The following is a 21,227-nucleotide window of genomic DNA, read 5'->3' as shown; positions in this document are numbered from 1 at the left end:
TATTGACAAACATAAGGATTTCGAAATTGACAAAAAAGCCGTCGGGAAGAAACAGCTAATCGGTGGACATTCTGTATGGGAACAAAAAAACCGCCGTCGATTCGCATCGGCGGCGGTGAACCACAAATTTATATGCCCAAACACACTAAGGCATACTGATACGGCTTTTCTCCTCACTCTGGGTCTCCCGGCGGGCGCCGTTTTTGAGTTTCCCAAAGTTGACGGTTAGGGTAAGCCGCGCAACCCTTGTTTCGTTTTTCTGATTGATGACGGCGTGCAGGCCGCCAAAACGGGTACGTACATCCTGTACCCGCGTGTCGAAGATATCACTGACCGAAAATTTCAGGTTTACCTTCTTATCGTAGAACGATTTGTTCAAGCCTGCATCGATCGACCATTGCGCACCGATACGGTACACGCTGTAGATAAGCGAAGAGCGGTAGTTCGCCGATGCTTCCGCCGTAAACGTTGGCCAAATCGTAAACGTATGGTTACTACGCAACTGCCATGCAAATTGCCCTTGATGGAGGTATTCGCCGTTCAGGGGTCCATCGAAAGCCATGTAAAAGGCATTCAGGTTATTGTTGGTATCCCACCATTTCGCCACTTTCACCGGCGCATTCACGTTGGCATACCAGATATCCTGTTTGGCCAGGTTATCCCGCGATACCCACGTCTGCTTGGTTTCGTCATTTTGGTTCATCGACTCGGCAATCACGTCGTTCGTGCGGCTATAACCCGCACTCAAGTTATAGCGTTGCAACAAGGTGTACGATAGGTCGAATGCGTGGGTATATTCAGGCCGCAAGTATGGGTTACCCTTCTCGAACGTATATTGGTCGAGGAAATATTCAAACGGGTTCAGGTTTCCGTAATTCGGCCTGTTGATGCGCTTGCTGTACGAAAGTCCCATCTGGTGGTTGTCGGACAGGTTATAGTTCACGAATACACTGGGGAAGACGTCGATATAGTCGCGCTTGATGCGGTTGGCCAGCGTGATGGAGTTACCGTCAGAAACGGTGTATTCACTGCGGAGCCCTGCCTGGAACCCCCATTTGCCCAATTGGGTATGGTAATTGACGTAGGCCGCGGCTACCTGTTCTTCATATACGAAGTGATTGGTGCGGTTCTCGGCGTTCTGCCATACGCCGCCCACTTGGTTCTCAAAACGCATATCGTTGTCGGATGCCACATTGCTGTACTTCACCCCCGCTTCCAGCTTACTATCTTTATTGAACGGATGCGTATAATCGACCTTGGCCACGCGGATGTCGATGATGGTGGGCATGTCGCTGCGCGACAGCAAAGGCTCGTTTTTCATGTCGCCCGAAGGCAAGAAGAGCGTATTGTTGTAGTTGGCTTTGTTATGATTCGAAAAGCGGGAGATGTCGACATCGGCCACCAATTTACGGCCGTTGGTGTCTATGGTAAACTGGTTGTTCACGTTCACTGCCAAACTCGTATAGCTGCCATCAAACATCGATGAAGTGGTGAGTGTCGAATCGGGCGAGAGGATGGTTTGCCCGATGAGCGTACGACTCGAATTATCGTTGTCGTTACCGCTGGCATAGCCATTGAACGACACACCGATTACGTTGCGGTCGGATGTTTGGTAGTCCACGCCCGCGCGATATGAGTGGCTCGAATTATGCCGTAAAAAATCGGTGTATTGTTGGAAATCGGTATTGGCTCCGCCGGGCAATGAAATCGACCGAAAAATATCGAACTCGTTGCCCCCACGGTTGTTCATGTAACTATAGGTACCATATACATTCACCGGACCTTGCTTATGGTTCAGGTTGAGCGACGTGTTTGCCTTGTGGCCGACCCCATAACCGGCACCCAATGTCAACGAACCGTTGGTGCCCGCCAGACGGTTTTTCTTGAGCACGATGTTGATCATGCCCGCCGTGCCTGATGCATCGTACTTGGAAGACGGGTTGGTAATCAACTCGATGGATTTGATGGTGTTGCCATCCGTGTTCCGAAGGAAATTGGCCAATTGTTCCGCCGAAAGATGGGTTTGCCGGCCATCGATCATCACCGTGACACCCTGCTTGCCCATGAGGCTGATGTTGTCGTCCTTGTCTACCGTTACACCGGGCGAGCGCTCGAGGATATCCATAGCAGTATTGCCCGCGGCCAAGGTGGAGTTCTCCACGTTCACGACCAGCATATCGGCACGCCGTTCCACCAAGGGCCGCTGTGGTGCGGCCACAGTGACCTCCTCCAGCACCCGGTTGCCGCTACGCAGCACCAATGTGCCGACAGCTGTGCTTTGTGCGGACGAGGCAACGTTTGCCGGTTCACTGATCCCATCGTCATACCCTACAAGCACGGCCTTGACGCGGTAGGTGCCCGGCGCAATGCCCATGAACGCAAATCCCCCCTGCTTGTCCGGAAATACGGTACGGACGACCGCCGAGTCTTTCGCGTTCAAGAGATGCACCGTGGCCAAATCGAGGGGCCGGGCCTGTTCATCAACCACTTTTCCCGTAAGGTTCGCCTGCTGCGCATAGGCACGGGCACTGCAGCAAACGGCCAGTATGGTTATCCATATATAAAATTGGTTCATTTTGTTTTCGTCTTTGCATAACAGCCCCTTGTCAAAAAGCACATGCCTTCTCGACTAACGGTAAATATGCGTGTTGTGTATTGTTTATTTCAACTTATCGACGGCCCGCGGCGATATACGTTTTTTGTTTGTGAATCCGAGTACTGATGGTAAGACGCCTGGATGGATGGAAAAGTTGCATCGATATTGAAATTATTTTAAAATGGCTACGCTATCCACACGTACCGTATCGACAATCACAGGCGTTTCTTTCGGCGCCGGCGGTTCAACGGCACATTTCAAGCCCGAAACGGTCATCACCCACTCGGTTTTCTCAGGCCGATCCGGATATCCATAGTTTTCGGCACATTGGTTAAACGGCAGGTCATAAATATGACGTTGCAGATCGCTATCGATAATCAGCCTGGCACCTACCGGCATATTCAACTTCAGGTAGAGCCGCTGGTCGCGCATCAGGTCGTCATTGGCGATACGGAAGTGGCTGCCGAACACCAGGGTATCGCCCTGTTGCCGGAAGTCGTAATCGATCTTTCCCGCGCGCTCAGCTGCCCGTTCGTAGGTAGCACCATGCGCCGAATATTCATAGGTGAGCGACGGTGCCTGGAGGGAATCCACCCTTACGATGCGCATATACATGCGGCTTTGCCCTTCGAGGATATTCCGGTTGCGGATGACGGCCCGTTGACGGATACTCGATATCCGGTCCAACGAATCATCCTGGAGCCGGATCACCGTCATATCATTTCTCGTGAGCCGATAAATGGGATGCTGCTCCAGCGGCCGCTCTTCCACCACGGTGCTTTCCTCACGGAAATCGTTGATCGTACGTGTACCGTATACCGTGGTGAAGCCCACGGCTATCAACCACACAATCAATAGGGCAAATCCGGTGTATTGCCCCATTGCGCTGCGGTTAAACAAAATCCGGATAATGAGCGCTACCAACGCGATGAAAGGGATAACGGCTACGACCAAAGCACTGACCAGCATCGGTGTACGGAAATCCGGATCGATGACATTGAGTGGGAACATGGCCATATCGGCGTCCGCACCGAAGAAACCGAAGCTAGCGACGATGGCAACTACCAATACAATCAATCCGCCGCACAGTCCCATAATCACGAGTACACCGAGAATCTTCACGAACACCACGAATGCGCGTACAAAGAAATTTCCAGCCGAGTTGAGTCCGCGCTTAATACCCGCCTCGGCTCCGGTAAAATTTGAACGGAGGCCCTCCATCTCCTCCTGAAAACTGCGTTTGAAATTCTGCAGGTTTGGCGCCTCGCCGCGCATGGCCATCCGATCGGCCCGTGTACGGGCCAGCGGCATCACGATCCACAGGATGATGTAGAGCAAAAGCCCCGTGCCGCCAAAGATGAACAGCAGCACCAAAATCAGCCGCACCCACCGTGCTTCGATGCCGAAGTAATGCCCCAACCCGCTACAAACACCTCCAAACACCTTGTCGTCCGGGTCGCGCATCAGTTTACGCTCTCCGCTGTTTGGCACGAAATCGTATGTTTCGTCCGCCGAATAACCTTCTTCCTGCCCTTCGGTCTCAAAGTCGCTCACACGCCCCATCTGGGCGATCACGTCATTGACATCCTGCATGGTGATAACTTCCTTTTTGCCTTGCACAATGCGATCGTTAAACATCTCCGCAATGCGGTTTTCGATGTCGCCCACGATCTCATGGCTATCCGCGGTATTCCCGAAGTGCTTTTTCACTTCAATCATATAGGAACGCAACACGTCATAGGCATCCTCTTCGATGTGGAAAACGATACCGTTTATGTTAATGATGATGGTCCTGTTCATTTTCTTGTGGTTTTTATTGTCTGATATCTATTGTCTGATGTCTATTGTCTGATGTCTATTGTCTGCCCGCATCGTCGTCTGCCGTTCGTTCAACACGCCCCGCCGTAGACGTCTGCACGGCAAATAGCAGTTCCTCCCAAGTGGTATCCAATTTATTGAGCACCTCGGTTCCTGCCGCCGTAATTTCGTAGTATTTGCGCGGCGGGCCCGACGTGGATTCTTTCCAAACGTAGCTGAGAAGCCCATTGTTTTTCAACCGGGTGAGCAAAGGATATAAGGTACCCTCTACCACCAGCAGCTGGGCTTTCTTGAGCTCGCCGATGATGTCTGAGGCATATATCTCGCCCCGCGAGATAATCGAAAGGATACAGTATTCAAGTATCCCCTTCCTCATTTGGGTTTGCGTGTTATCTACTATCATATTGCAAAGATATATGTTTTAGTTTGTACTATGCAATACATAGTAGTATATAAATTCACAACTAGCTGATAATAAGATAAAAATATTTCAACTCATCATTATCACGGCAACAAACACTTCGTTTTAAACCAAAAAAACCCATCGCAAATTGGTGAGGGATCCAATCTGCGATGGGTTTCACTTCCGGTATTAGCCGGCGTTATCAGTAACCCGGGTTCTGTGTCAGGTTCGGGTTTACCGCAATTTGCTGGCTCGGTATGGGGTATACCAGCGTGTGCGGTCCTGCATCAGTGGGTTTCTCCTGCCAGGGTTCCAGAAATTTACCGAACCGGATGAGGTCCTGCCTTCTCCAACCCTCCCAGTACAACTCACGCCCCCGCTCATCGAGCAGGTTATCGAGCGTGAGCGTAGCAAGCGGTTCTACGCTCCTATTTTCACGGATACTGTTTACCAGCGCACGTGCGTCCGCTTCCGAACCGTTACCACCGCGCAGGATGGCTTCGGCTTGCATCAGCAACACATCGGCATACCGGAACACCACCCAATCGTTGTTCCGTTGCCCCGAGGGCACGCCATAATCGAATGCATATTTCATCACGCGTATACCCGCTGTTTCCAGCGTGTTTCCGGATGTTCTGAGCGTTACTTCCGGTGTAAAGACCAATGGTTGCGACGACGGATTCCTAGCCATCAAGGGCTCGTCGGTTTCCAGGTTATACTGTTGGCCCACGAAAAAACCGACGTTGCGACGATTACCGGGGTTATCCATGGTATCTGCTGGGTAATCGTAGGCAATACCCAACCGCTCATCCCCTTCGTCAAACAGGTCGTAGAAATCGGACAACGTGCACCAGCCGTTCCAGCCGCCCGGTGTCATGTTGTAGTGGGCAATGGTATTCCACGTCCGGTCCACGCTTCCGCCCCGTACGCCGAATTCGTTGTAGAGGGTGAAAATGTTCTCCGTGGAAACCACGTCGTTGTTTGGTGCGAAATTATCGAAGTATTTTCCCGGTGCCGATATGGAATATTCACCGCTGGCCGTGACGGCGTTGGCCAAAGTAATCACCTGGTTCATGTCGGCTGCATCAAACGTCGGGTTTTCGCGGTTCAGAAACGTGCCTTTATTGAGGTACAGTTTCATCAGCAACGTCCGCGCCGCATTCTTATTGGCCACGTATGCCTCGCCGCCACTGGGCAGGTCGTTCATGATGGCATTCAGTTCATTGGCAATGAAATCAATGGCCTCCTGGGTCTGCATGGTTGTCGGATTTTTCCGGTAATCTTCCAAATCATCCCGATAAGGCACTACTCCCCACAGATTCAATACGTCATACATGCTCAAGGCACGGATAAATCGTGCTTCAGCCGCCTGTTGTGGGGTCGGCTCGTTGCGGAGCACGTTGGACGCCTGAAATTGTGCGGCTAGTAAGTTATTGAAGGTGCCGTTCATATACGAGTTGTCTGCATTCCATGTATGCAGGTGTATGGCGCGGTGCACGCCGTTGTCATCCCAGTCGCCACCTCGGGTAGGCGCCATGGCCGCATCGGTAGAGATTTCTTCAAGCACCCACCGTTGCTCTTGCTGATAGGGCGTATTCAGTGCGGAGTATGCGCCAATTAACAAATCAGCGGTACTCACATTGGTTACCCCCTGCTCCAATTCACTCCGCAGTTGTTCATCCAAATCCGTACAGGAGATCAACAATCCCGATATGAGCAAAAACGTCGTTCGATATAATAAGCGATATGTTTTCATGATTCCAGCATATTGTTATAGTGAAAAATTAAGACCTAGTAGGAACGTCCTTGCGGGTGGATACGGCAGGTATTCAATACCGAGTGATGGTATCCCGTTCGTTGTACCGTCAGTGTTTACCTCCGGGTCAAACCCGTTGTATCCGGTAAAGACAAACAGGTTCTGGCCAGTGAGTGAAACATTTACATTGCGTATTCCACCAAGGTTGCCTATGTTGTAGCTCAGGCTCACATTAGATAGTTTCAAGAAATCGCCTTTCTCCAAATACCGTGTCGACGGTGCAGCGGAGTTGGACGTAGACTCACCGAGTTGCATATCAAAGAACGACTTGCCTATGTTCCGGTTCGAAAGGTTATTCACCCCCAATACGGTCGCCATCGTATTGTTGAATAAATAGTGGCCTAACGCCCCATGCATGTTTAAGGTGGCGGTAAACCGTTGATAGCTTATATCTGTCGATATACCTAATAAGGTGGTAGGGTTAGGGCTGCCCACATAAAATTTATTCTGCGCTGGATCAATCTCCGTGCTTACTTCACCATTGCGTCCACGATACTTGCTAGTACCGGTTGTGGGATCTATACCTTCAAACCGCGCTAAATACCAAACGTTAAGCGGCTGGCCACTTACCATCCGTTGCCCCAGTACACCGGAGAAACCCTGTCCGCGTAGTGCGGCGGTCTCGTAAAACCCAACCAATCCATTCACGTCGTTTTTGAGAAAGGTGGCATTGGCCGCAATATTCCAGTTCCAACGATCGTTCTGCACCACGTTGCCGGTTAAGGCGACCTCCACCCCTTCATTCACAATCTCGCCATCGAGGTTCACCCATATCCGGCCACTGGGGGCGGGTTGGGCAAGTGTTTGCTCAAATAACGCGTCGGTCGTCGTTTTCTTAAAGTAATCGATCGATCCGGAAAGCCGTTGGTTAAACAGGCCGAAATCAATGCCAGCATTAATGGTTTCGGAACTTTCCCATCGCAGGTCCGGGTTACCAAAGTTGGACTGACTTATGCTTTGGGCGCCAAACACGAAACGGTCCTTCGACGCGCCCGACGGGAATTCTTGATTGCCGGTCTGCCCCCAACCCAAACGGAGTTTCAGGTTGCTAAAAAGCTCATTATCCTGCATAAACGCCTCGTTGGATACATTCCAGGCAAATGCCAGTGACGGGAAGTTCGCATACTTGTTGTTCTCGCCAAACTTGGTCGACCCATCGCGGCGGATGGTTCCCGTAAATAGGTATCGATCGTCGTAATTAAAGGCCGCCCGAGCAAAAAACGACTGTAATTCGTTGGAGGGATTCCGGTAAGAATTAATCGACCGGTTACTTGCAATGGTATAATTGAGGTAGTCGTAATAATCCAGATCGCCCAATTCAGAAAAGCCACTTCCGCTTTCCGAATTCCATCGTGTGTCGAAATTCAGGTATTCGTAACCCACTACCGCGTTCAGGTTAAGCAAAGTGGTAATGTCTTTGTTAAGCGATAACGTATGCGTCAACTGGTGGTTGGTCTCGAAATCATTGCCAATGAACGCGCTGCCATTATTCACGTTGCTCGGATTAATCATGCCGGCTATAAACCTACCGGTGCGCCTACCTGTTTGCCTCGTATAGCTATACAATAGCTTGTATTCCAGTTCGTCGGTTATTTTATAGGAGGGTGCGAAGCTCGCTAAGATGGTATTTACGGCCACAATATCTTTGAATGCTTCGAGCGACGTCAACGGGTTGATGAGTGAGGGTGATTGATAAGTCAACTCGCCGTCGCTATCCCGCAACGGCAGGGTCGGGTTCCATTGTAGGGCCTGAGAAATGATATTCCCTTCAAAGCCGACACCATAATTAATCGGTGCGACGTTCTCGTTGCTCTGTGTAGCCAACAGGTTCATATCCAACCCCAGTTTCTTGCTTTCCAGGAAGCGGAAACTGCTGCTCAGATTAGCCGTATATTTCCGCATCCGGGAAGTTTCAATGATGCCATTCTGATCGAAATAACCGGCAGAAATCCGATAGCGACCATCCGTGTTGCCGCCGGATACGTCCACGTTATAATTCTGTGTCATGGCCGTACGGGTAATCGCATCAAATCCATAAACGTCACCGCCATGATCGGCCTGCGTATCATCGGGCGTATAAAATTGCACGGCCTGCCGGAACTCGTTGGCCGTGAGCACCTCCGGTTTCTTCAGCAACGTGGAAAACCCCGTAGATGCCATTACGTTCAAGGAAGGTGCCCCGGTTTGGCCACGTTTCGTGGTGATGAGTACCACACCGTTCGCACCACGCGAGCCGTATATGGCGGTAGCGGAGGCATCCTTCAGAATATCCATGCTGGCGATATCGTTCGGGTTAAGGTAGCTGAGCGGATTACCGCCATCGGACCCGTAACCGCCGCCAGCACCGGGGCGTGCCGACGTACCCGATAGCGGGACACCGTCTACCACGAAAAGCGGGTTGTTTCCGGCGCGAATGGACGAGTTCCCCCGAATCCGAACAGTGGTGGCGCCCCCCGGCTGGCCGGTATTATTAATAACCATTACCCCCGCCGTACGGCCCTGTATCAGCTGGTCGGGCGCCACGACGACACCCTTATTGAAATCTTTGGCCTGCACGGAGGCCACCGAACCGGTAAGGTCACTTTTGCGGGCGGTACCGTATCCGATGACCACCACCTCATCCAAGCTTTCTCCACTTGATGTGAGGTTAAAATCGGCCACTTGTACCGACCCCGATACAGTAACAGTGCGTTCGGCTTGTTCATAGCCGATGTAAGATACCGTGAGGGTGTAACTGCCATCCGGAACATCCGTAAAGGAATAATTGCCTTGCTCATTCGTTCCGGCCTGTCGGTTTAGTTCCGCGATGTGTACCGACGCGCCCACCAGTGGCTGCTGGTTTTCGTCCGATACTTTTCCTTGTATGCCCCCTGTTTGGGCATACCCTGGCATGGCCCATAGCAATGCCGATAACGCGCAAACGTAACCGCCCACGCGCCGAAAAAAGAATACAACTGTTTTCATACTAGTGTATAAGTTTGTAATTAATTGGTGTTGATCACGGGTTCGTCGCGATCAAAATCAAAAGCTTAGCGCCGACGGTGTGTCGTCAAACACTGCTTCCACAACAACGAAGATAGGAAATTGTTTTTTAACAACGTGTTTTTTTAGGACTGTTTCAGCAACCACTTCCTATAGCGGTGGAGGACAAACATCGCTATGCCGGCAATCATAGCATAAGTGGTCAGTAAATGCCCCTGTGGTAAGGCGAGCAGGCAAATGAGACAGAATACCACCACGAAGACATATAGGTAGCTAAAATACGGGTGTTTGATGAGGTGCTTAAACCGTTCCATGGTTCGCCTTATTTCGTTACAGGTTCAATACGCAGGCCTACGTCGGCAATCTCGCGCAACGGATTTTCGCGCATGTTTTGCTCGATGGTGAAGTGATATAACCCCGTATCGGCAAAATGAATATTTTCTTTGATGAGTTTTTGGTGGGCATACATACTGCCGGTGCTACGGCCCAGCCAACGGCCATCGGGCTCGGCAAGGTGGAGTTCAAACCGCTCGGTAGTATCTTGCATGCCCGGCCCCGACTGGTGCACCAACAAAAAGATGTTTGAATAGCGGTAGTCAGGTGTATGGCGTAGGTTCAGATAGATATCATACCGCCGGTTCGTGTCGACAATGTGCGCGGTCAGTTGGGGCTGGCTATCGTAGTACCACGTATTGTCTGCAATAGCCACATTCTTGTCTAATAGGGCCGTGTCGGTACACGATATAACAAGCATACCCAAAATAAAAACCAGTTGCCATACGGTCAGTCTGTACTGCATGGGCTATCCGTTTGCCGTTCCGCCGGACGGTTGTGGCCCCCCTGGCTTACCACGACGGTTATTGCCTCGAAACCTCCTTTTCGATTTCGGCTTTCCTTCGCCGGCAGTCGCGTCGCCCTTTCTTTCCGCTGCATCGTCTTTTTTCGTAGTAGACTGCCCCGTATTACGGGCCTTGTTCTCCGGTTTGCCCCCGGCCCGCCTTTCATCGGGCTTCCGCTTGCCTTTGCCGCTGCGGCGCTTTTTCTTGTTGCGGTCATCCAAGCGGGTCAGGCTATCCTGGCCCACCACATTTTCGTAATCATAACTTACAGGCTTTTCCTCAACGACTTCCTCCAACACCACCGCACCGATTTCCTCCGGTTTCACCCCTTCTTTATTCAGTTGGTGGATTTCCTTGACACGGTCGGTCGTCAACGGAATCCAATTTTCCTCGCCGGGATAGGTAAACCACATCAGCTTCTTGAAGATGTCCGTTTTCTGCAAGTATGCCGTTCCGCGTAGTGTTTCTATCCGTTCGATGTTGTTTGGGATATCTTTGAGGGCATCCATATAGCTGTCCAGCTCGTAGTTGAGGCAGCACTTGAGTTTACCACACTGACCGGCCAGCTTGAGCGTATTGAGCGATAGGTTCTGGTACCGGGCCGCTGAGGTAGAGACGGTTTTGAAGTCCGTAAGCCAGGTAGAGCAGCAGAGCTCACGCCCGCAAGAGCCGATACCGCCCAAGCGGCTGGCTTCCTGGCGCATCCCGATCTGGCGCATTTCGATACGGATACGGAAAGCTTCGGCCATACGCTTGATGAGTTCGCGGAAATCGACCCGCCCATCGGCCGTATAATAAAACGTTGCTTTCGACTTATCTCCCTGATAATCTACGTCGCTGATTTTCATCGACAGCCCCAAATCCAGCGCCAGGGTACGGGCGCGGTGCATGGTTTCCCATTCGAGGTCCTTTGCTGCCTGCCATTTTTTTATGTCGGCGTCCGTTACTTTGCGATATATTTTCTTGGTGACACTTTCGGGCGTTACTTTATTCTTTTTCAATTGCAAACGCACCAACTCGCCGGTCATCGACACATGGCCGATGTCATATCCCCCTGTATTGGGCTCCACGGCCACCATTTCGCCCATTTCGAGGTAAAGGTTTTCGTGGTTCACGAAAAACTCTTTCCGAGACCCCTTGAACCGGACCTCCACAATATCGAAGGGTTTATAGTTTGTTGGCATGTCCATGTCGGCCAGCCAATCGTATACATTCAACTTATTACATCCGCTCGTTCCGCAGGTGCCATGGTTCTGGCAACCTGCCGGTGTCGTACCTGAAGTACCGCACCCGCCGCCGGATGAGCAACTGCTACATCCCATAATTCTCGCTATATATAGAGTCCGCCTGCCGGCGGAACGTTTGATACTTAAAAATTAAAACTAACTGCAAAGATAAATCTAAAAACAATATTTTCGGATTCGCATTGCGTTCAATATGATAGTGGGCCTCTTCCAATAGTCGGACCGTTTCTTCCACCTGTTCCAACTGATAGCGTTGGCCAAACTTCTGCACGAAATCCAATTCGGCAGCGGGCAAGTGGATCATTTGCAGCATATCGGCCTTAAACAGTACCGCCTGCCGCATCATATTAATGGCGTAAAGTAAGAAACTTTTTTGATTTTCGCGGCCCAACTTCGACAATTCGTCCTCGCATGTCCGGATGATATCTGCACCGGCATCCATCACGCAATAGCGCAGCCACCGCACCATCAGGTCGAAATAGCCCTTATTGTCTTCACCCAGTAGGTTGATGGCCTGCTGCAGGTTTCCGTTGCTAATGAAAGCTATTTCGTTGGCCTGATATTCACTTACACCGTGCCGATCTACCAGATAACGACTTACACTGGCATTGTCTAATCGATTGATCTTCACCAACTGCGTACGGGATATGATGGTATTTAATATCTTATCAGCATTTTCGGCTACGAGGATAAACAAGGTGTTTTCTGGAGGTTCCTCGATGAGTTTCAGCAGGGCGTTGCCTTGGGTTTCCAAGTATTCGGGCAACCACATGATCAACACCTTGTATCTCGCTTCGAAGGCTTTCAGGCTTAGTTTCTTGATGATGTGGTGTGCCTCGGCAATGTTGATATTGGCCTGCTTATTTTCCGCCTCTAGTTGGTCGCGCCAATACCCCATCCCCATGTAGGGATTGTTTAGGAAAGCCTTTCGCCATACCTCAGCGAAGGTAGCAGCAGTATCTTCCTTGTGTTTCGCAAAAAAAGGATAGGAAAGGTGAAGGTCGGGGTGGATAAGCTTATTGTATTTGCGGCACGACGCGCATTCACCGCAACTATCTGTCGGCTGCCGGTTTTCGCAGTTCAGGTATTGGGCATAAGCCACCGCCAATGGCAAACTACCGCTGCCCTCCGGCCCGAGAAAGAGCTGCGCGTGGCTTACCCGGCTCTCCTTTACCGTATTGAGCAGGTGCCGTTTCACCGTTTCTTGACCGCCTATTTCCTTGAATAACATGCCTTCTTTTACTGTATTTGCTCGTCGGACCGACAGCGTCAGCTGCCGAAAGTCAGATTTTCAAAGGTACATAAAAGGAGGGGAATGTTCGTAGTTTTTGGCAGGGCTGAAGAGTTTAGGTACTACGTATTGGCACTAGGCAGGCCATTTTGGCACAGCGCTTGCCTTTTGTACCTTGAAAACAAAAGGAGAAAGTTATGAAAACAATGAAGATGATTGGAACGTTAGCGGTCGTATCCCTGCTATTTTTGGTTTCCTGCGACAAGGATACCAGTCCGGCCGACCGAGACTTGTTTGTGGGGACGTACGAAGGTACGATATCGTTCAATGGCGGTGGCGAAACCATTATCGATGAAGACGGAAAAGTAACGGTAGCAAAAGTTGGCAGTTCGTATTCCTTTATATTCGGAAGTGGCATTCCCGATATCACCGGCGTACGGTTCGAAGAAGGGGACGACAATGTATATGTCAGTATTGGTGAAGGGCTCACAGGCATTCGAATTACCGCAAGTTCACTCAATATTGGGGTTACTAATGATGAAGGTACATGGACAGCGGATTGCAGTCGATAAAAAAGGGTAGTCGATAAAAAATGGCCGGTTTGCCGGCCATTTTTCATGAAGTTCACCATTGCGGACAATCCGTCGGATAAATCGGACAATGGGGAGCGAGTTTGGCCCCAATGTTGTGCGTGCTGCACCATGAGAATTATTTTACAGTTCATTGGGGTCACCCTCCTTTTTGCCGGGTGCGGTGTCGATCGGCAAGCCAAAGCATTGCGGGCGCTCGAAAAGTGCCAGTATGCATTTGTTTCGGCCGATAGTGTATACTTAGCGGGAACCGACGTAAATAAGCTGGTGGCAAACGGGCGGGTAGATATCAGTAGGTTGCCCGGCGTGGCATTGGGCTTCCTCAACCGCGACATCCCCCTATCGGGTATTTTGAATCTGCGCATTACCAATCCCACCAACAACCTGGCGGGCATCCAACAATTCGCCTATAAAATCGCCGTAGAAGGCAGAGAGGTTTTGGAAGGCACGTCAGACTTGCCCATCGAAGTGCCGGCAGGCGAAACGGTTACCGTCCCGGTGAAATTGCAGACCAACGTTTACCCATTCCTTTCCGACCAACAGACACTCCAGAAACTGCTCGCTTTCATCCAAAGTGCACGCGATGGTACTACCGACGAAAAAGTTAACCTCACCTTCAGCATCAAACCCACGCTTGCCCTAGGCAACAAGCAGCTCAACTATCCCGGCTATATCGACATCGAGAAGCAGGTAGACGCCAGTGTATTGCTGAAAGCCGGGCTCATCCCGCGCTAGCGCCGGGTGTACTGCCCTTCGTAATACTGTTGGTAGTGGCCCGAGGTAACGTCGTTTAGCCAATCTTCGTTGGCCAGGTACCAGTCTACCGTTTTTTCCAAGCCCTCCTCAAATTGCAGGCTTGGCTGCCACCCGAGATCTCGCTTCAGCTTGCTCGCGTCGATAGCGTAGCGCAGGTCGTGTCCCGCACGGTCCTTTACAAACGTGATCAGCTTGGCCGAGTCGCCTTCAACACGCCCCAGTTTACGGTCCATGATGCTGCACAGCAGTCGGATAAGGGCGATATTCGTCCACTCGTTATGTCCGCCAATGTTGTAGGTCTGCCCAGAAGCCGCTTGATGGAAAATAACATCGATGGCCCGTGCGTGGTCTTCCACCCATAGCCAATCCCGCACATTTTCCCCTTTCCCATAAACAGGCACCGCTTTATTGTTCTTGATGTTGTTGATGGCCAGCGGGATCAACTTTTCGGGGAAATGGTGTGAGCCGTAATTGTTGGAGCAATTGGAAATAACGGTGTCCATTCCATACGTATCGTGGTAGGCACGCACGAAATGGTCGGACGATGCTTTGGATGCCGAGTAGGGCGAGTGGGGGTCGTAGCCGGTTTCTTCGGTGAACATGCCGGTCTCGCCGAGTGCTCCATATACCTCATCGGTAGATACGTGGTAAAAACGGTGTTTGTCATATGCCCCAACCCATTGCCCCCGGGCGGCATTCAGGAGATTCACGGTACCCACCACATTGGTGAGCACAAACTCATTCGGGCTGCTGATCGATCGGTCAACGTGCGATTCAGCCGCCAAATGGATCACCGCATCGGGCTGCTCCGTAGCAAACAGGTTATCGATAAATGCCGCATCGGTAATGTCACCTTTCACAAAACGGTAATTGGGTGCCGTTTCGATATCCGTAAGGTTAGCCAGGTTACCCGCATAGGTAAGCTTGTCTAAGTTAATGATTTCATACTGTGGGTAGGTGGTTACCAGCCTACGTACCACATGCGATCCGATAAACCCGGCTCCGCCGGTAACAATGATTTTTTTTGTTGGGTTATTCATACTTCATTAGGTAAGCCCAGCGCCTCCACATAGGGCTGCATGCCCGACTGGTGCGCAAAGGCCAATGCATCATTCAATTCGTCCCGAAATTCAAACTGCAGATCTTCATGCAGTTTATCATATTTCCCGAGGATATATTTCATCCGGCCGGCCTGGTACTTCAATAGCCGGTCGTTCCGCTGGTACAAGTGCTCCTCAAACAGTCGGCCAAAGTGACCGAAACTCTGCGATACAAGAAACAAGCGGCACCGTACTTCGCTCATTTTGTCTTTCGTAATGGTAGCATGCTCGTTAATCAAGCCGCTTCCATATTTCAGTTCGCCCATGAGGTTATCCGCATGGCGCGCCTGGTTCATGTTGGGGATATATCCTGCTGCCCGGTCGATAAGCTGCTGCAGTTGGCCGAGAAGCGTGGCCGCCCGTTCATCTAAATCGATTTCATCTTCCAGCAGTTGGAAATGCAGTTGCTTTACCAACATCGTGTCTTTATTAACCAACCGAACCAGCAGCTTATCCTTCTCCGCCTGGGGCAGGGCGAGGATGGCTTTCTTCAACTCCGGTTGTTGATTAAGTTTCATCTACGTGTTTTTTCCAGCTGCCAGTACCTTGTCCAGCCGCCCCTGCCTATGTCAACGGATGATCGTGCAGGTACTGTTCCCATTTCCAGGCCGACCGCATCATGTCTGCAATGCCCAGTCCAGCCTTCCAGCCCAACTCGGCCGTCGATTTGGATACGTCGCCCCATACCTGTTCCACATCGCCGGCACGGCGTGGCCCGATTTGGTAATCCAGCTTCACACCCGTCGATTCCTCGAATGCCCGGATTACCTCCAAAACGGAATTGCCGTTGCCTGTCCCGATGTTGAACACGTCATAGTTGCCGTTCGGGTTACCCCGTTCCAGCAGCTTGATCGCTGCCACATGCGCCTTGGCCAGGTCCACCACATGGATATAGTCGCGGATGGCCGACCCATCGGGGGTAGCGTAATCATCGCCGAACACCGTGATGGGGCCGCGCTTTCCGATGGCACTCTGCGTAATGAACGGCACCAGGTTCTGCGGCACACCCAACGGCAGTTCGCCGATCAGCGCCGTCTCGTGGGCACCCACCGGATTGAAGTACCGCAGCGAAACCACCTGATAGTTGCCCGCTGCAGCAGCGGTTTCCGACAGGATCTCCTCGGCAATCTGTTTGGTGTTGCCGTAGGGCGACTCGGCCTTCTTCACTGGCGCAGCCTCGGTAACCGGCAGCTCGTCGGGCTGGCCATACACCGTACAACTCGATGAAAACACGAAGTTCACCGGCTTGCCGCGATACGCGTTCAACAAGTTGATCAACGAGAAAAAGTTGTTGTGGTAATATTTCAGCGGCAGCTGCACCGACTCGCCCACAGCCTTATAGGCTGCAAAGTGGATAACGCCGGTGATGTCCGGCTGGCTGGCCACAAATGCGCGCACCGCTTCCTCATCGCAGAGGTCGAAGTTGTGGAACTCGGGCTTGGTTCCCGTAATCTTTGCAATCTGGTCAAGCACCCCTACATTGGAGTTCGACAGGTTGTCGACAATTACCGGGGTGTAGCCCGCGTTCTGCAGTTCGACCACCGTATGCGACCCGATGTAGCCCGTACCGCCCGTTACCAATATCTTGCTCATTTATTTCTTATTGTAATATGTAAAGTCCTTATGTTTTATTTCCTGATCAGGCAGGGATCTGAAGTAGTCGTAAGTGATACGGAGCCCTTCGGCGCGGCCTACTTGGGGCTCCCAGCCTAGTAACTGCCGGGCCTTGGTGATATCCGGCCGCCGTTGCTTGGGGTCGTCTACGGGCAGGTCGCGATACACCAGTTTCTGGGTGGTACCGGTAAGCTTGATGATTTCCTCGCCGAATTGCTTGATGGTGATCTCATCAGGGTTGCCGATATTGACCGGATGGGGATGGTCGCTATGCAGCAAGCGGAAAATACCTTCCACTTGATCGTCGACATAGCAGAACGACCGTGTCTGCGAGCCGTCGCCGAACACGGTAAGGTCTTCCCCGCGCAGGGCCTGGCCGATGAATGCGGGCAATACCCGCCCGTCGTTGAGCCGCATCCGCGGGCCATAGGTATTGAAAATGCGCACAATGCGTGTTTCCAGTCCGTGGAAGGTGTGATAGGCCATGGTGATGGCCTCCTGGAAGCGCTTCGCCTCGTCGTACACACCGCGTGGTCCCACCGGGTTCACATTACCCCAGTACGATTCGGGCTGGGGACTTACCGTAGGATCGCCATATACTTCCGAGGTGGAGGCCACCAGGATGCGGGCACCCTTGGCACGGGCAAGCCCCAGCAGATGGTGCGTGCCCAGCGAGCCCACCTTCAGCGTCTGTATGGGGATCTTCAGGTAATCTATCGGACTGGCCGGCGAGGCAAAGTGCAGGATATAATCCAGCTTGCCCGGCACGTGCACGAACGTAGACACGTCATGGTTGTAAAATTCGAAGTGCTCCAGCTTGAAGAGGTGCTCGATGTTGCGGAGGTCGCCCGTGATCAGGTTGTCCATGCCGATGACATGGTAATCCTCCTGGATGAAGCGGTCGCACAGGTGCGATCCCAAAAATCCCGCCGCACCGGTGATGAGTATGCGTTTTCTCGACATAATGCGCTTAGCGTAACCGACTAAGTTTCCGGCCTTAGTGTATCTGGGGCGAATATAAGGATTATCGCAAAGATGTAGGCATCCCCGTCGGTTATAACCAAAAAATTCAGGTCGGTTCGTTGCTTTTTGTCGCGTTTCAGCGACAAATGTGTCAATCGTCCTGCTCGACGAACAATTCCGCAGCGACACGGTCGGCAAATAGCTTGCCTTTTCTGGTCAGGGTGGCCACCGGTCCTTCGAGCACGATGTCTCCGCTTGACACGAATGGCGGCAAGGCCCTATGTATCGCGGTGCGGTACTGAAGGCCGAACCGCTGCTCCAACACGTCCATGTTCAGCCCCCAGATGGTTCGCAGGGCAGTCATGATATACTCATTAACCCTATCGGCGCTTGTTAACCGTTCTTTTTCGCATGGTATGCTGCCCGCTCGGATCGCACGGATATAATGGGCATTGTTACGAATGTTCCATTGGCGGGTCTCGCCATCGAACGAATGGGCCGAAGGGCCGATGCCAATATAGGGCACGCCCTTCCAATAGTTGCTATTGTGGCAGGCGTAATTTCCTGGCCGGGCAAAGTTGGATATTTCATAATGGACGAAACCGGCTGCAGCCAATGCATCCATCAACTGGTCGAATTGGGCAGCCGCTTGTTCTTCGTCCATAGGCAATTGCCGACCTTTACGGATGAATGCAGCCAGGGCTGTACGCGGTTCCACGGTCATGGCGTAAGCCGAAATATGAGGGATACCCGCTTCTACCATACGACTGATATTGGATTGCCATTTCGCATCGGACAGAAGCGGGTACCCGTAAATCAAATCAGCCGTGATGTTGGTGTAACCGGCATCTTGTACCCGTTTGATGGCCTCTTGCGCTTCAACCGCACTATGCGCCCGGTTCATCCACCGCAAGTCTGCCTCAAAAAACGACTGGATGCCGATACTGAAGCGGTTGATCGGCGTGTTGCGCAACGCGGCCACATACGCGTCATCCAAGTCATCCGGATTGGCCTCAATGGTGATTTCCGCATCGCCCTCGATCGCGAAGTGATTACCTACTGTACCGATCAGTCGGTCGATATCAGCCGCCGCCAACAACGACGGCGTCCCCCCGCCGAAATAGATGGTTTCAATCGCCTCATCCTGGCCGGCGAGGTAGTCCGATTGCAAGGCTACCTCGCGGCATAGCGCCGCTACCATGTCATCGCGGTACCTCACCGAGGTACTGAAATGGAAATCGCAATAATGACATGCCTGCTTGCAGAAAGGTACGTGGAAATAGATACCGGCCATGCCGATATTATTTCTGTTTTTCCAGATAAGCCACCAGCGAAGCCAGCTCCTCATAGCTCAATGCGTTCGCAAGGCCTTCGGGCATCATGGACATTTCCAGTTCCTGGCGGTCTTTGATGTCCGCTGTTTTGATTTCCGTGGCGACACCGGCAATGTTATTGATGGTGATTTTATCGGCCGACTCTGCCGTGACGAATCCCACGTGCATGTCTCCGTTTTTCAGCTCAATCTGTACCGTGGCGAATCCCTGCGAAATAGACGCATTCGGTTTGAGGATCGATTCGGCAATCTTTTCACGGTTCATGATGGATCCGATTTGCCCCATGAATGGCCCCTTCATTGGTCCGCTGGCATCGACGGTATGGCAAGCTACGCAGCCCTGCTTCGCGAAGAGCGCTGCCCCCGCTTCCGGGTCGCCTTTGATTTGCTGCAGTGCCAGCAGCACGTCCTCGATAGACGACTCACCCACCTGTCCCTTCTTGTTCTTGATGGCTTCGAGGTCTACTTTCGCCGCCGCTTCCCGTGCCTTCTCCAAATCGACGGTGCCGAAGCGGTCGATACCCAGCCTGTATTTGGTGTTGAGGGCGCTGAAGGATTCCCTTTCCGTCTTGTCGGCCGCTTCCCATTGCGTGATGAGGAAACCGCGAATCGCGGGTGTCGACGACCACTCTTCCGTTTTATAGTATGGGCCGTGCGTATCGGGGCGCGTACCCCACCACCAGGAGGCATCGTATGCCGGCTCGCGGTGATAGATGCGCGCGAGGGTGTTGATAATCTTTCCGCGGTAGACGGCATCTTCCGTATGGTCATACGCACCGATCAGCGCATCCACCACACGGTCGTCGTGAAAATAGCGCATGGCCCAGAGCGCCATATCGGTCTGTTCGGTGCCCAGCGCATCGATGCATTCGGCCACGGCATCCAGCGCCACCAGTGCCCTCACCGACAGGTGGGGGATAATGATTTCGGCGTTGGGGGTAGCATGCGGGCCTTCGGTGCCCAGCGCCGGTGCTTTGAAAGAGGCCGGCACCTCGGTGCTGAGCAATGGGTCTATGGCCTCCCGGATACCCAGCCGGCCCACGCCGATGGTGGCCGCGGCCCGTATGCGCGGGTTATCCGATTGGAGTGCAGTTAAGAAAGGGGCTGCCGGCACAGCGTCGGCCAACCCTTTGCGGTCGGCCAAGGCCCGCAGGGCAGACTCCTGCAAGGCGGTATCCCGGGTCGCTTCCACCAACCGGTCGACGCCGGCCTTGCCCGCCAACTGCGCATACGTGTATAATGCCGCTACCCGCTGCGGTTTGTCCAACGACCCGTCTTCGACCCGCTCCCATACCGAGGAAGCCACCCGCTCGCCCGGATCCCTGCTGAGCAGCTCGAACTGGGCAGCCTGCCGGGCTTTGGCATCGGGCGACTCCAGCAGGGCGATGAGCTGGCGTTCCGATTTCTGGGTCACGTCTGCAAATGGCTGGTATTCCCACCCATCGGGTACCACGCGAACCACATACCCGATATCCGGGCTACCCGAATACCCCGCCCCATCCCAAGCCGAGAGGTACATGATGCCCGACCCGTCGATATCCACATCGGTAATCTGCGGCAGCTGGATGAACGGTTCCTCGGATTGGGTGTATGTCGGCCCATCGGCCGTAACCGGGTGCCTGTACAGGTAGCTACGGCCCCAGTCGGCCATCAGCGGTGTATTGTTATAGGCATCGGGCCACCGGTGGTCGTTCAGGAACAGGGAGCCCGTTCCCGAGCCACCGCCTACATCCACCAGGGCCGGGATGATTTCTTCGGTATAATGCTTGAACAGCAGGGGATACCCGTATTCGCCCGACTGCAGTTGGTGGGAGAACCGGATGTTCCAGCCCCCACCATCGTTGGTGTTGTCGCGGGTAAACATGTTCATCAACGGATCGATGGCCACATCATAGATGTTGCGCATGCCGTGGGTATATACCTCCATCTCGGTGCCATCGGG

Annotated in this window: 17 protein-coding genes; 2 read left to right on the top strand and 15 right to left on the bottom strand. The window is 52.5% G+C overall.

The window, feature by feature from the left end:
* Positions 1 to 145: 145 nt before the first annotated feature.
* The 9 genes from ACO1NT_RS13555 to ACO1NT_RS13515 form a co-directional block, all read right to left on the bottom strand.
* A complete protein-coding gene (locus ACO1NT_RS13555) occupies positions 146 to 2,575 on the bottom strand; it encodes a TonB-dependent receptor domain-containing protein (protein WP_449049199.1) in 2,430 nt (809 codons plus the stop codon).
* 192 nt (positions 2,576 to 2,767) lie between these two features.
* Positions 2,768 to 4,396 carry a PspC domain-containing protein gene (locus ACO1NT_RS13550; RefSeq protein ID WP_449049198.1) on the bottom strand — a complete coding sequence of 543 codons (1,629 nt, stop codon included), beginning with the start codon at positions 4,394 to 4,396 and terminating at the stop codon, positions 2,768 to 2,770.
* 55 nt (positions 4,397 to 4,451) lie between these two features.
* Entirely contained in the window at positions 4,452 to 4,817 is a 366-nt protein-coding gene (locus ACO1NT_RS13545; protein ID WP_449049197.1) for a PadR family transcriptional regulator, read from the bottom strand.
* 202 nt (positions 4,818 to 5,019) lie between these two features.
* Positions 5,020 to 6,573: a RagB/SusD family nutrient uptake outer membrane protein gene (locus ACO1NT_RS13540; RefSeq protein ID WP_449049196.1), complete on the bottom strand. Its 1,554-nt coding sequence runs from the start codon at positions 6,571 to 6,573 to the stop codon at positions 5,020 to 5,022.
* 15 nt (positions 6,574 to 6,588) lie between these two features.
* The gene (locus tag ACO1NT_RS13535; protein WP_449049194.1) at positions 6,589 to 9,597 is read right to left on the bottom strand and encodes a SusC/RagA family TonB-linked outer membrane protein; all 3,009 of its coding nucleotides are present in this window, start codon (positions 9,595 to 9,597) and stop codon (positions 6,589 to 6,591) included.
* A gap of 143 nt (positions 9,598 to 9,740) precedes the next feature.
* Positions 9,741 to 9,929, bottom strand: a complete 189-nt coding sequence (locus tag ACO1NT_RS13530) for a hypothetical protein (RefSeq protein ID WP_449049193.1) — start codon at positions 9,927 to 9,929, stop codon at positions 9,741 to 9,743.
* Between the two features lie 8 nt (positions 9,930 to 9,937).
* Entirely contained in the window at positions 9,938 to 10,414 is a 477-nt protein-coding gene (locus ACO1NT_RS13525) for a gliding motility lipoprotein GldH (protein WP_449049192.1), read from the bottom strand.
* Between the two features lie 3 nt (positions 10,415 to 10,417).
* Positions 10,418 to 11,776: a PSP1 domain-containing protein gene (locus tag ACO1NT_RS13520; RefSeq protein ID WP_449049191.1), complete on the bottom strand. Its 1,359-nt coding sequence runs from the start codon at positions 11,774 to 11,776 to the stop codon at positions 10,418 to 10,420.
* Complete coding sequence (locus ACO1NT_RS13515) at positions 11,766 to 12,929, bottom strand: DNA polymerase III subunit (RefSeq protein ID WP_449049190.1); 1,164 nt, start codon at positions 12,927 to 12,929, stop codon at positions 11,766 to 11,768. The genes ACO1NT_RS13520 and ACO1NT_RS13515 overlap by 11 nt, the downstream gene beginning before the upstream one ends.
* Positions 12,930 to 13,126: 197 nt before the next feature.
* Between ACO1NT_RS13515 and ACO1NT_RS13510 the strand changes: the two genes are divergently transcribed.
* Both ACO1NT_RS13510 and ACO1NT_RS13505 read left to right on the top strand, forming a co-directional pair.
* Positions 13,127 to 13,501, top strand: coding sequence for a hypothetical protein (locus ACO1NT_RS13510; RefSeq protein ID WP_449049189.1), 375 nt, complete (start codon positions 13,127 to 13,129; stop codon positions 13,499 to 13,501).
* A gap of 129 nt (positions 13,502 to 13,630) precedes the next feature.
* Entirely contained in the window at positions 13,631 to 14,254 is a 624-nt protein-coding gene (locus tag ACO1NT_RS13505) for an LEA type 2 family protein (RefSeq protein WP_449049188.1), read from the top strand.
* Here ACO1NT_RS13505 and rfbB read toward each other — a convergent pair.
* The 6 genes from rfbB to ACO1NT_RS13475 form a co-directional block, all read right to left on the bottom strand.
* A complete protein-coding gene (gene rfbB, locus ACO1NT_RS13500; protein WP_449049187.1) occupies positions 14,251 to 15,315 on the bottom strand; it encodes a dTDP-glucose 4,6-dehydratase in 1,065 nt (354 codons plus the stop codon). The genes ACO1NT_RS13505 and rfbB overlap by 4 nt on opposite strands.
* Positions 15,312 to 15,893, bottom strand: a complete 582-nt coding sequence (locus ACO1NT_RS13495) for a hypothetical protein (RefSeq protein ID WP_449049186.1) — start codon at positions 15,891 to 15,893, stop codon at positions 15,312 to 15,314. The genes rfbB and ACO1NT_RS13495 overlap by 4 nt, the downstream gene beginning before the upstream one ends.
* Before the next feature lie 46 nt (positions 15,894 to 15,939).
* Positions 15,940 to 16,968: a UDP-glucose 4-epimerase GalE gene (gene galE, locus ACO1NT_RS13490; RefSeq protein ID WP_449049185.1), complete on the bottom strand. Its 1,029-nt coding sequence runs from the start codon at positions 16,966 to 16,968 to the stop codon at positions 15,940 to 15,942.
* Complete coding sequence (locus tag ACO1NT_RS13485) at positions 16,969 to 17,952, bottom strand: UDP-glucuronic acid decarboxylase family protein (RefSeq protein WP_449049184.1); 984 nt, start codon at positions 17,950 to 17,952, stop codon at positions 16,969 to 16,971.
* Between the two features lie 151 nt (positions 17,953 to 18,103).
* Positions 18,104 to 19,300 (bottom strand): radical SAM family heme chaperone HemW, encoded by a 1,197-nt coding sequence (gene hemW / locus ACO1NT_RS13480; protein ID WP_449049183.1) that lies wholly within the window; start codon positions 19,298 to 19,300, stop codon positions 18,104 to 18,106.
* The coding region (locus tag ACO1NT_RS13475) for a c-type cytochrome (protein ID WP_449049182.1) at positions 19,254 to 21,227 on the bottom strand (1,974 nt) is incomplete at its 5' end. The genes hemW and ACO1NT_RS13475, both read right to left, overlap by 47 nt.

It is taken from the genome of Parapedobacter sp. (assembly GCF_053550995.1).
This window is presented reverse-complemented; position numbering and strand designations above follow the sequence as displayed.

Bases quoted from the DNA above. Each gene is read 5' to 3' on its own strand.
- hemW (WP_449049183.1), bottom strand. From the start codon at position 19,300: ATGAGGAGCTGGCTTCGCTGGTGGCTTATCTGGAAAAACAGAAATAAT.
- ACO1NT_RS13525 (WP_449049192.1), bottom strand. From the start codon at position 10,414: ATGCAGTACAGACTGACCGTATGGCAACTGGTTTTTATTTTGGGTATG.
- ACO1NT_RS13495 (WP_449049186.1), bottom strand. From the start codon at position 15,893: ATGAAACTTAATCAACAACCGGAGTTGAAGAAAGCCATCCTCGCCCTG.
- ACO1NT_RS13545 (WP_449049197.1), bottom strand. From the start codon at position 4,817: ATGATAGTAGATAACACGCAAACCCAAATGAGGAAGGGGATACTTGAA.
- rfbB (WP_449049187.1), bottom strand. From the start codon at position 15,315: ATGAATAACCCAACAAAAAAAATCATTGTTACCGGCGGAGCCGGGTTT.
- galE (WP_449049185.1), bottom strand. From the start codon at position 16,968: ATGAGCAAGATATTGGTAACGGGCGGTACGGGCTACATCGGGTCGCAT.
- ACO1NT_RS13520 (WP_449049191.1), bottom strand. From the start codon at position 11,776: ATGGGATGTAGCAGTTGCTCATCCGGCGGCGGGTGCGGTACTTCAGGT.
- ACO1NT_RS13485 (WP_449049184.1), bottom strand. From the start codon at position 17,952: ATGTCGAGAAAACGCATACTCATCACCGGTGCGGCGGGATTTTTGGGA.
- ACO1NT_RS13555 (WP_449049199.1), bottom strand. From the start codon at position 2,575: ATGAACCAATTTTATATATGGATAACCATACTGGCCGTTTGCTGCAGT.
- ACO1NT_RS13540 (WP_449049196.1), bottom strand. From the start codon at position 6,573: ATGAAAACATATCGCTTATTATATCGAACGACGTTTTTGCTCATATCG.
- ACO1NT_RS13550 (WP_449049198.1), bottom strand. From the start codon at position 4,396: ATGAACAGGACCATCATCATTAACATAAACGGTATCGTTTTCCACATC.
- ACO1NT_RS13515 (WP_449049190.1), bottom strand. From the start codon at position 12,929: ATGTTATTCAAGGAAATAGGCGGTCAAGAAACGGTGAAACGGCACCTG.
- ACO1NT_RS13510 (WP_449049189.1), top strand. From the start codon at position 13,127: ATGAAAACAATGAAGATGATTGGAACGTTAGCGGTCGTATCCCTGCTA.
- ACO1NT_RS13530 (WP_449049193.1), bottom strand. From the start codon at position 9,929: ATGGAACGGTTTAAGCACCTCATCAAACACCCGTATTTTAGCTACCTA.
- ACO1NT_RS13505 (WP_449049188.1), top strand. From the start codon at position 13,631: ATGAGAATTATTTTACAGTTCATTGGGGTCACCCTCCTTTTTGCCGGG.
- ACO1NT_RS13535 (WP_449049194.1), bottom strand. From the start codon at position 9,597: ATGAAAACAGTTGTATTCTTTTTTCGGCGCGTGGGCGGTTACGTTTGC.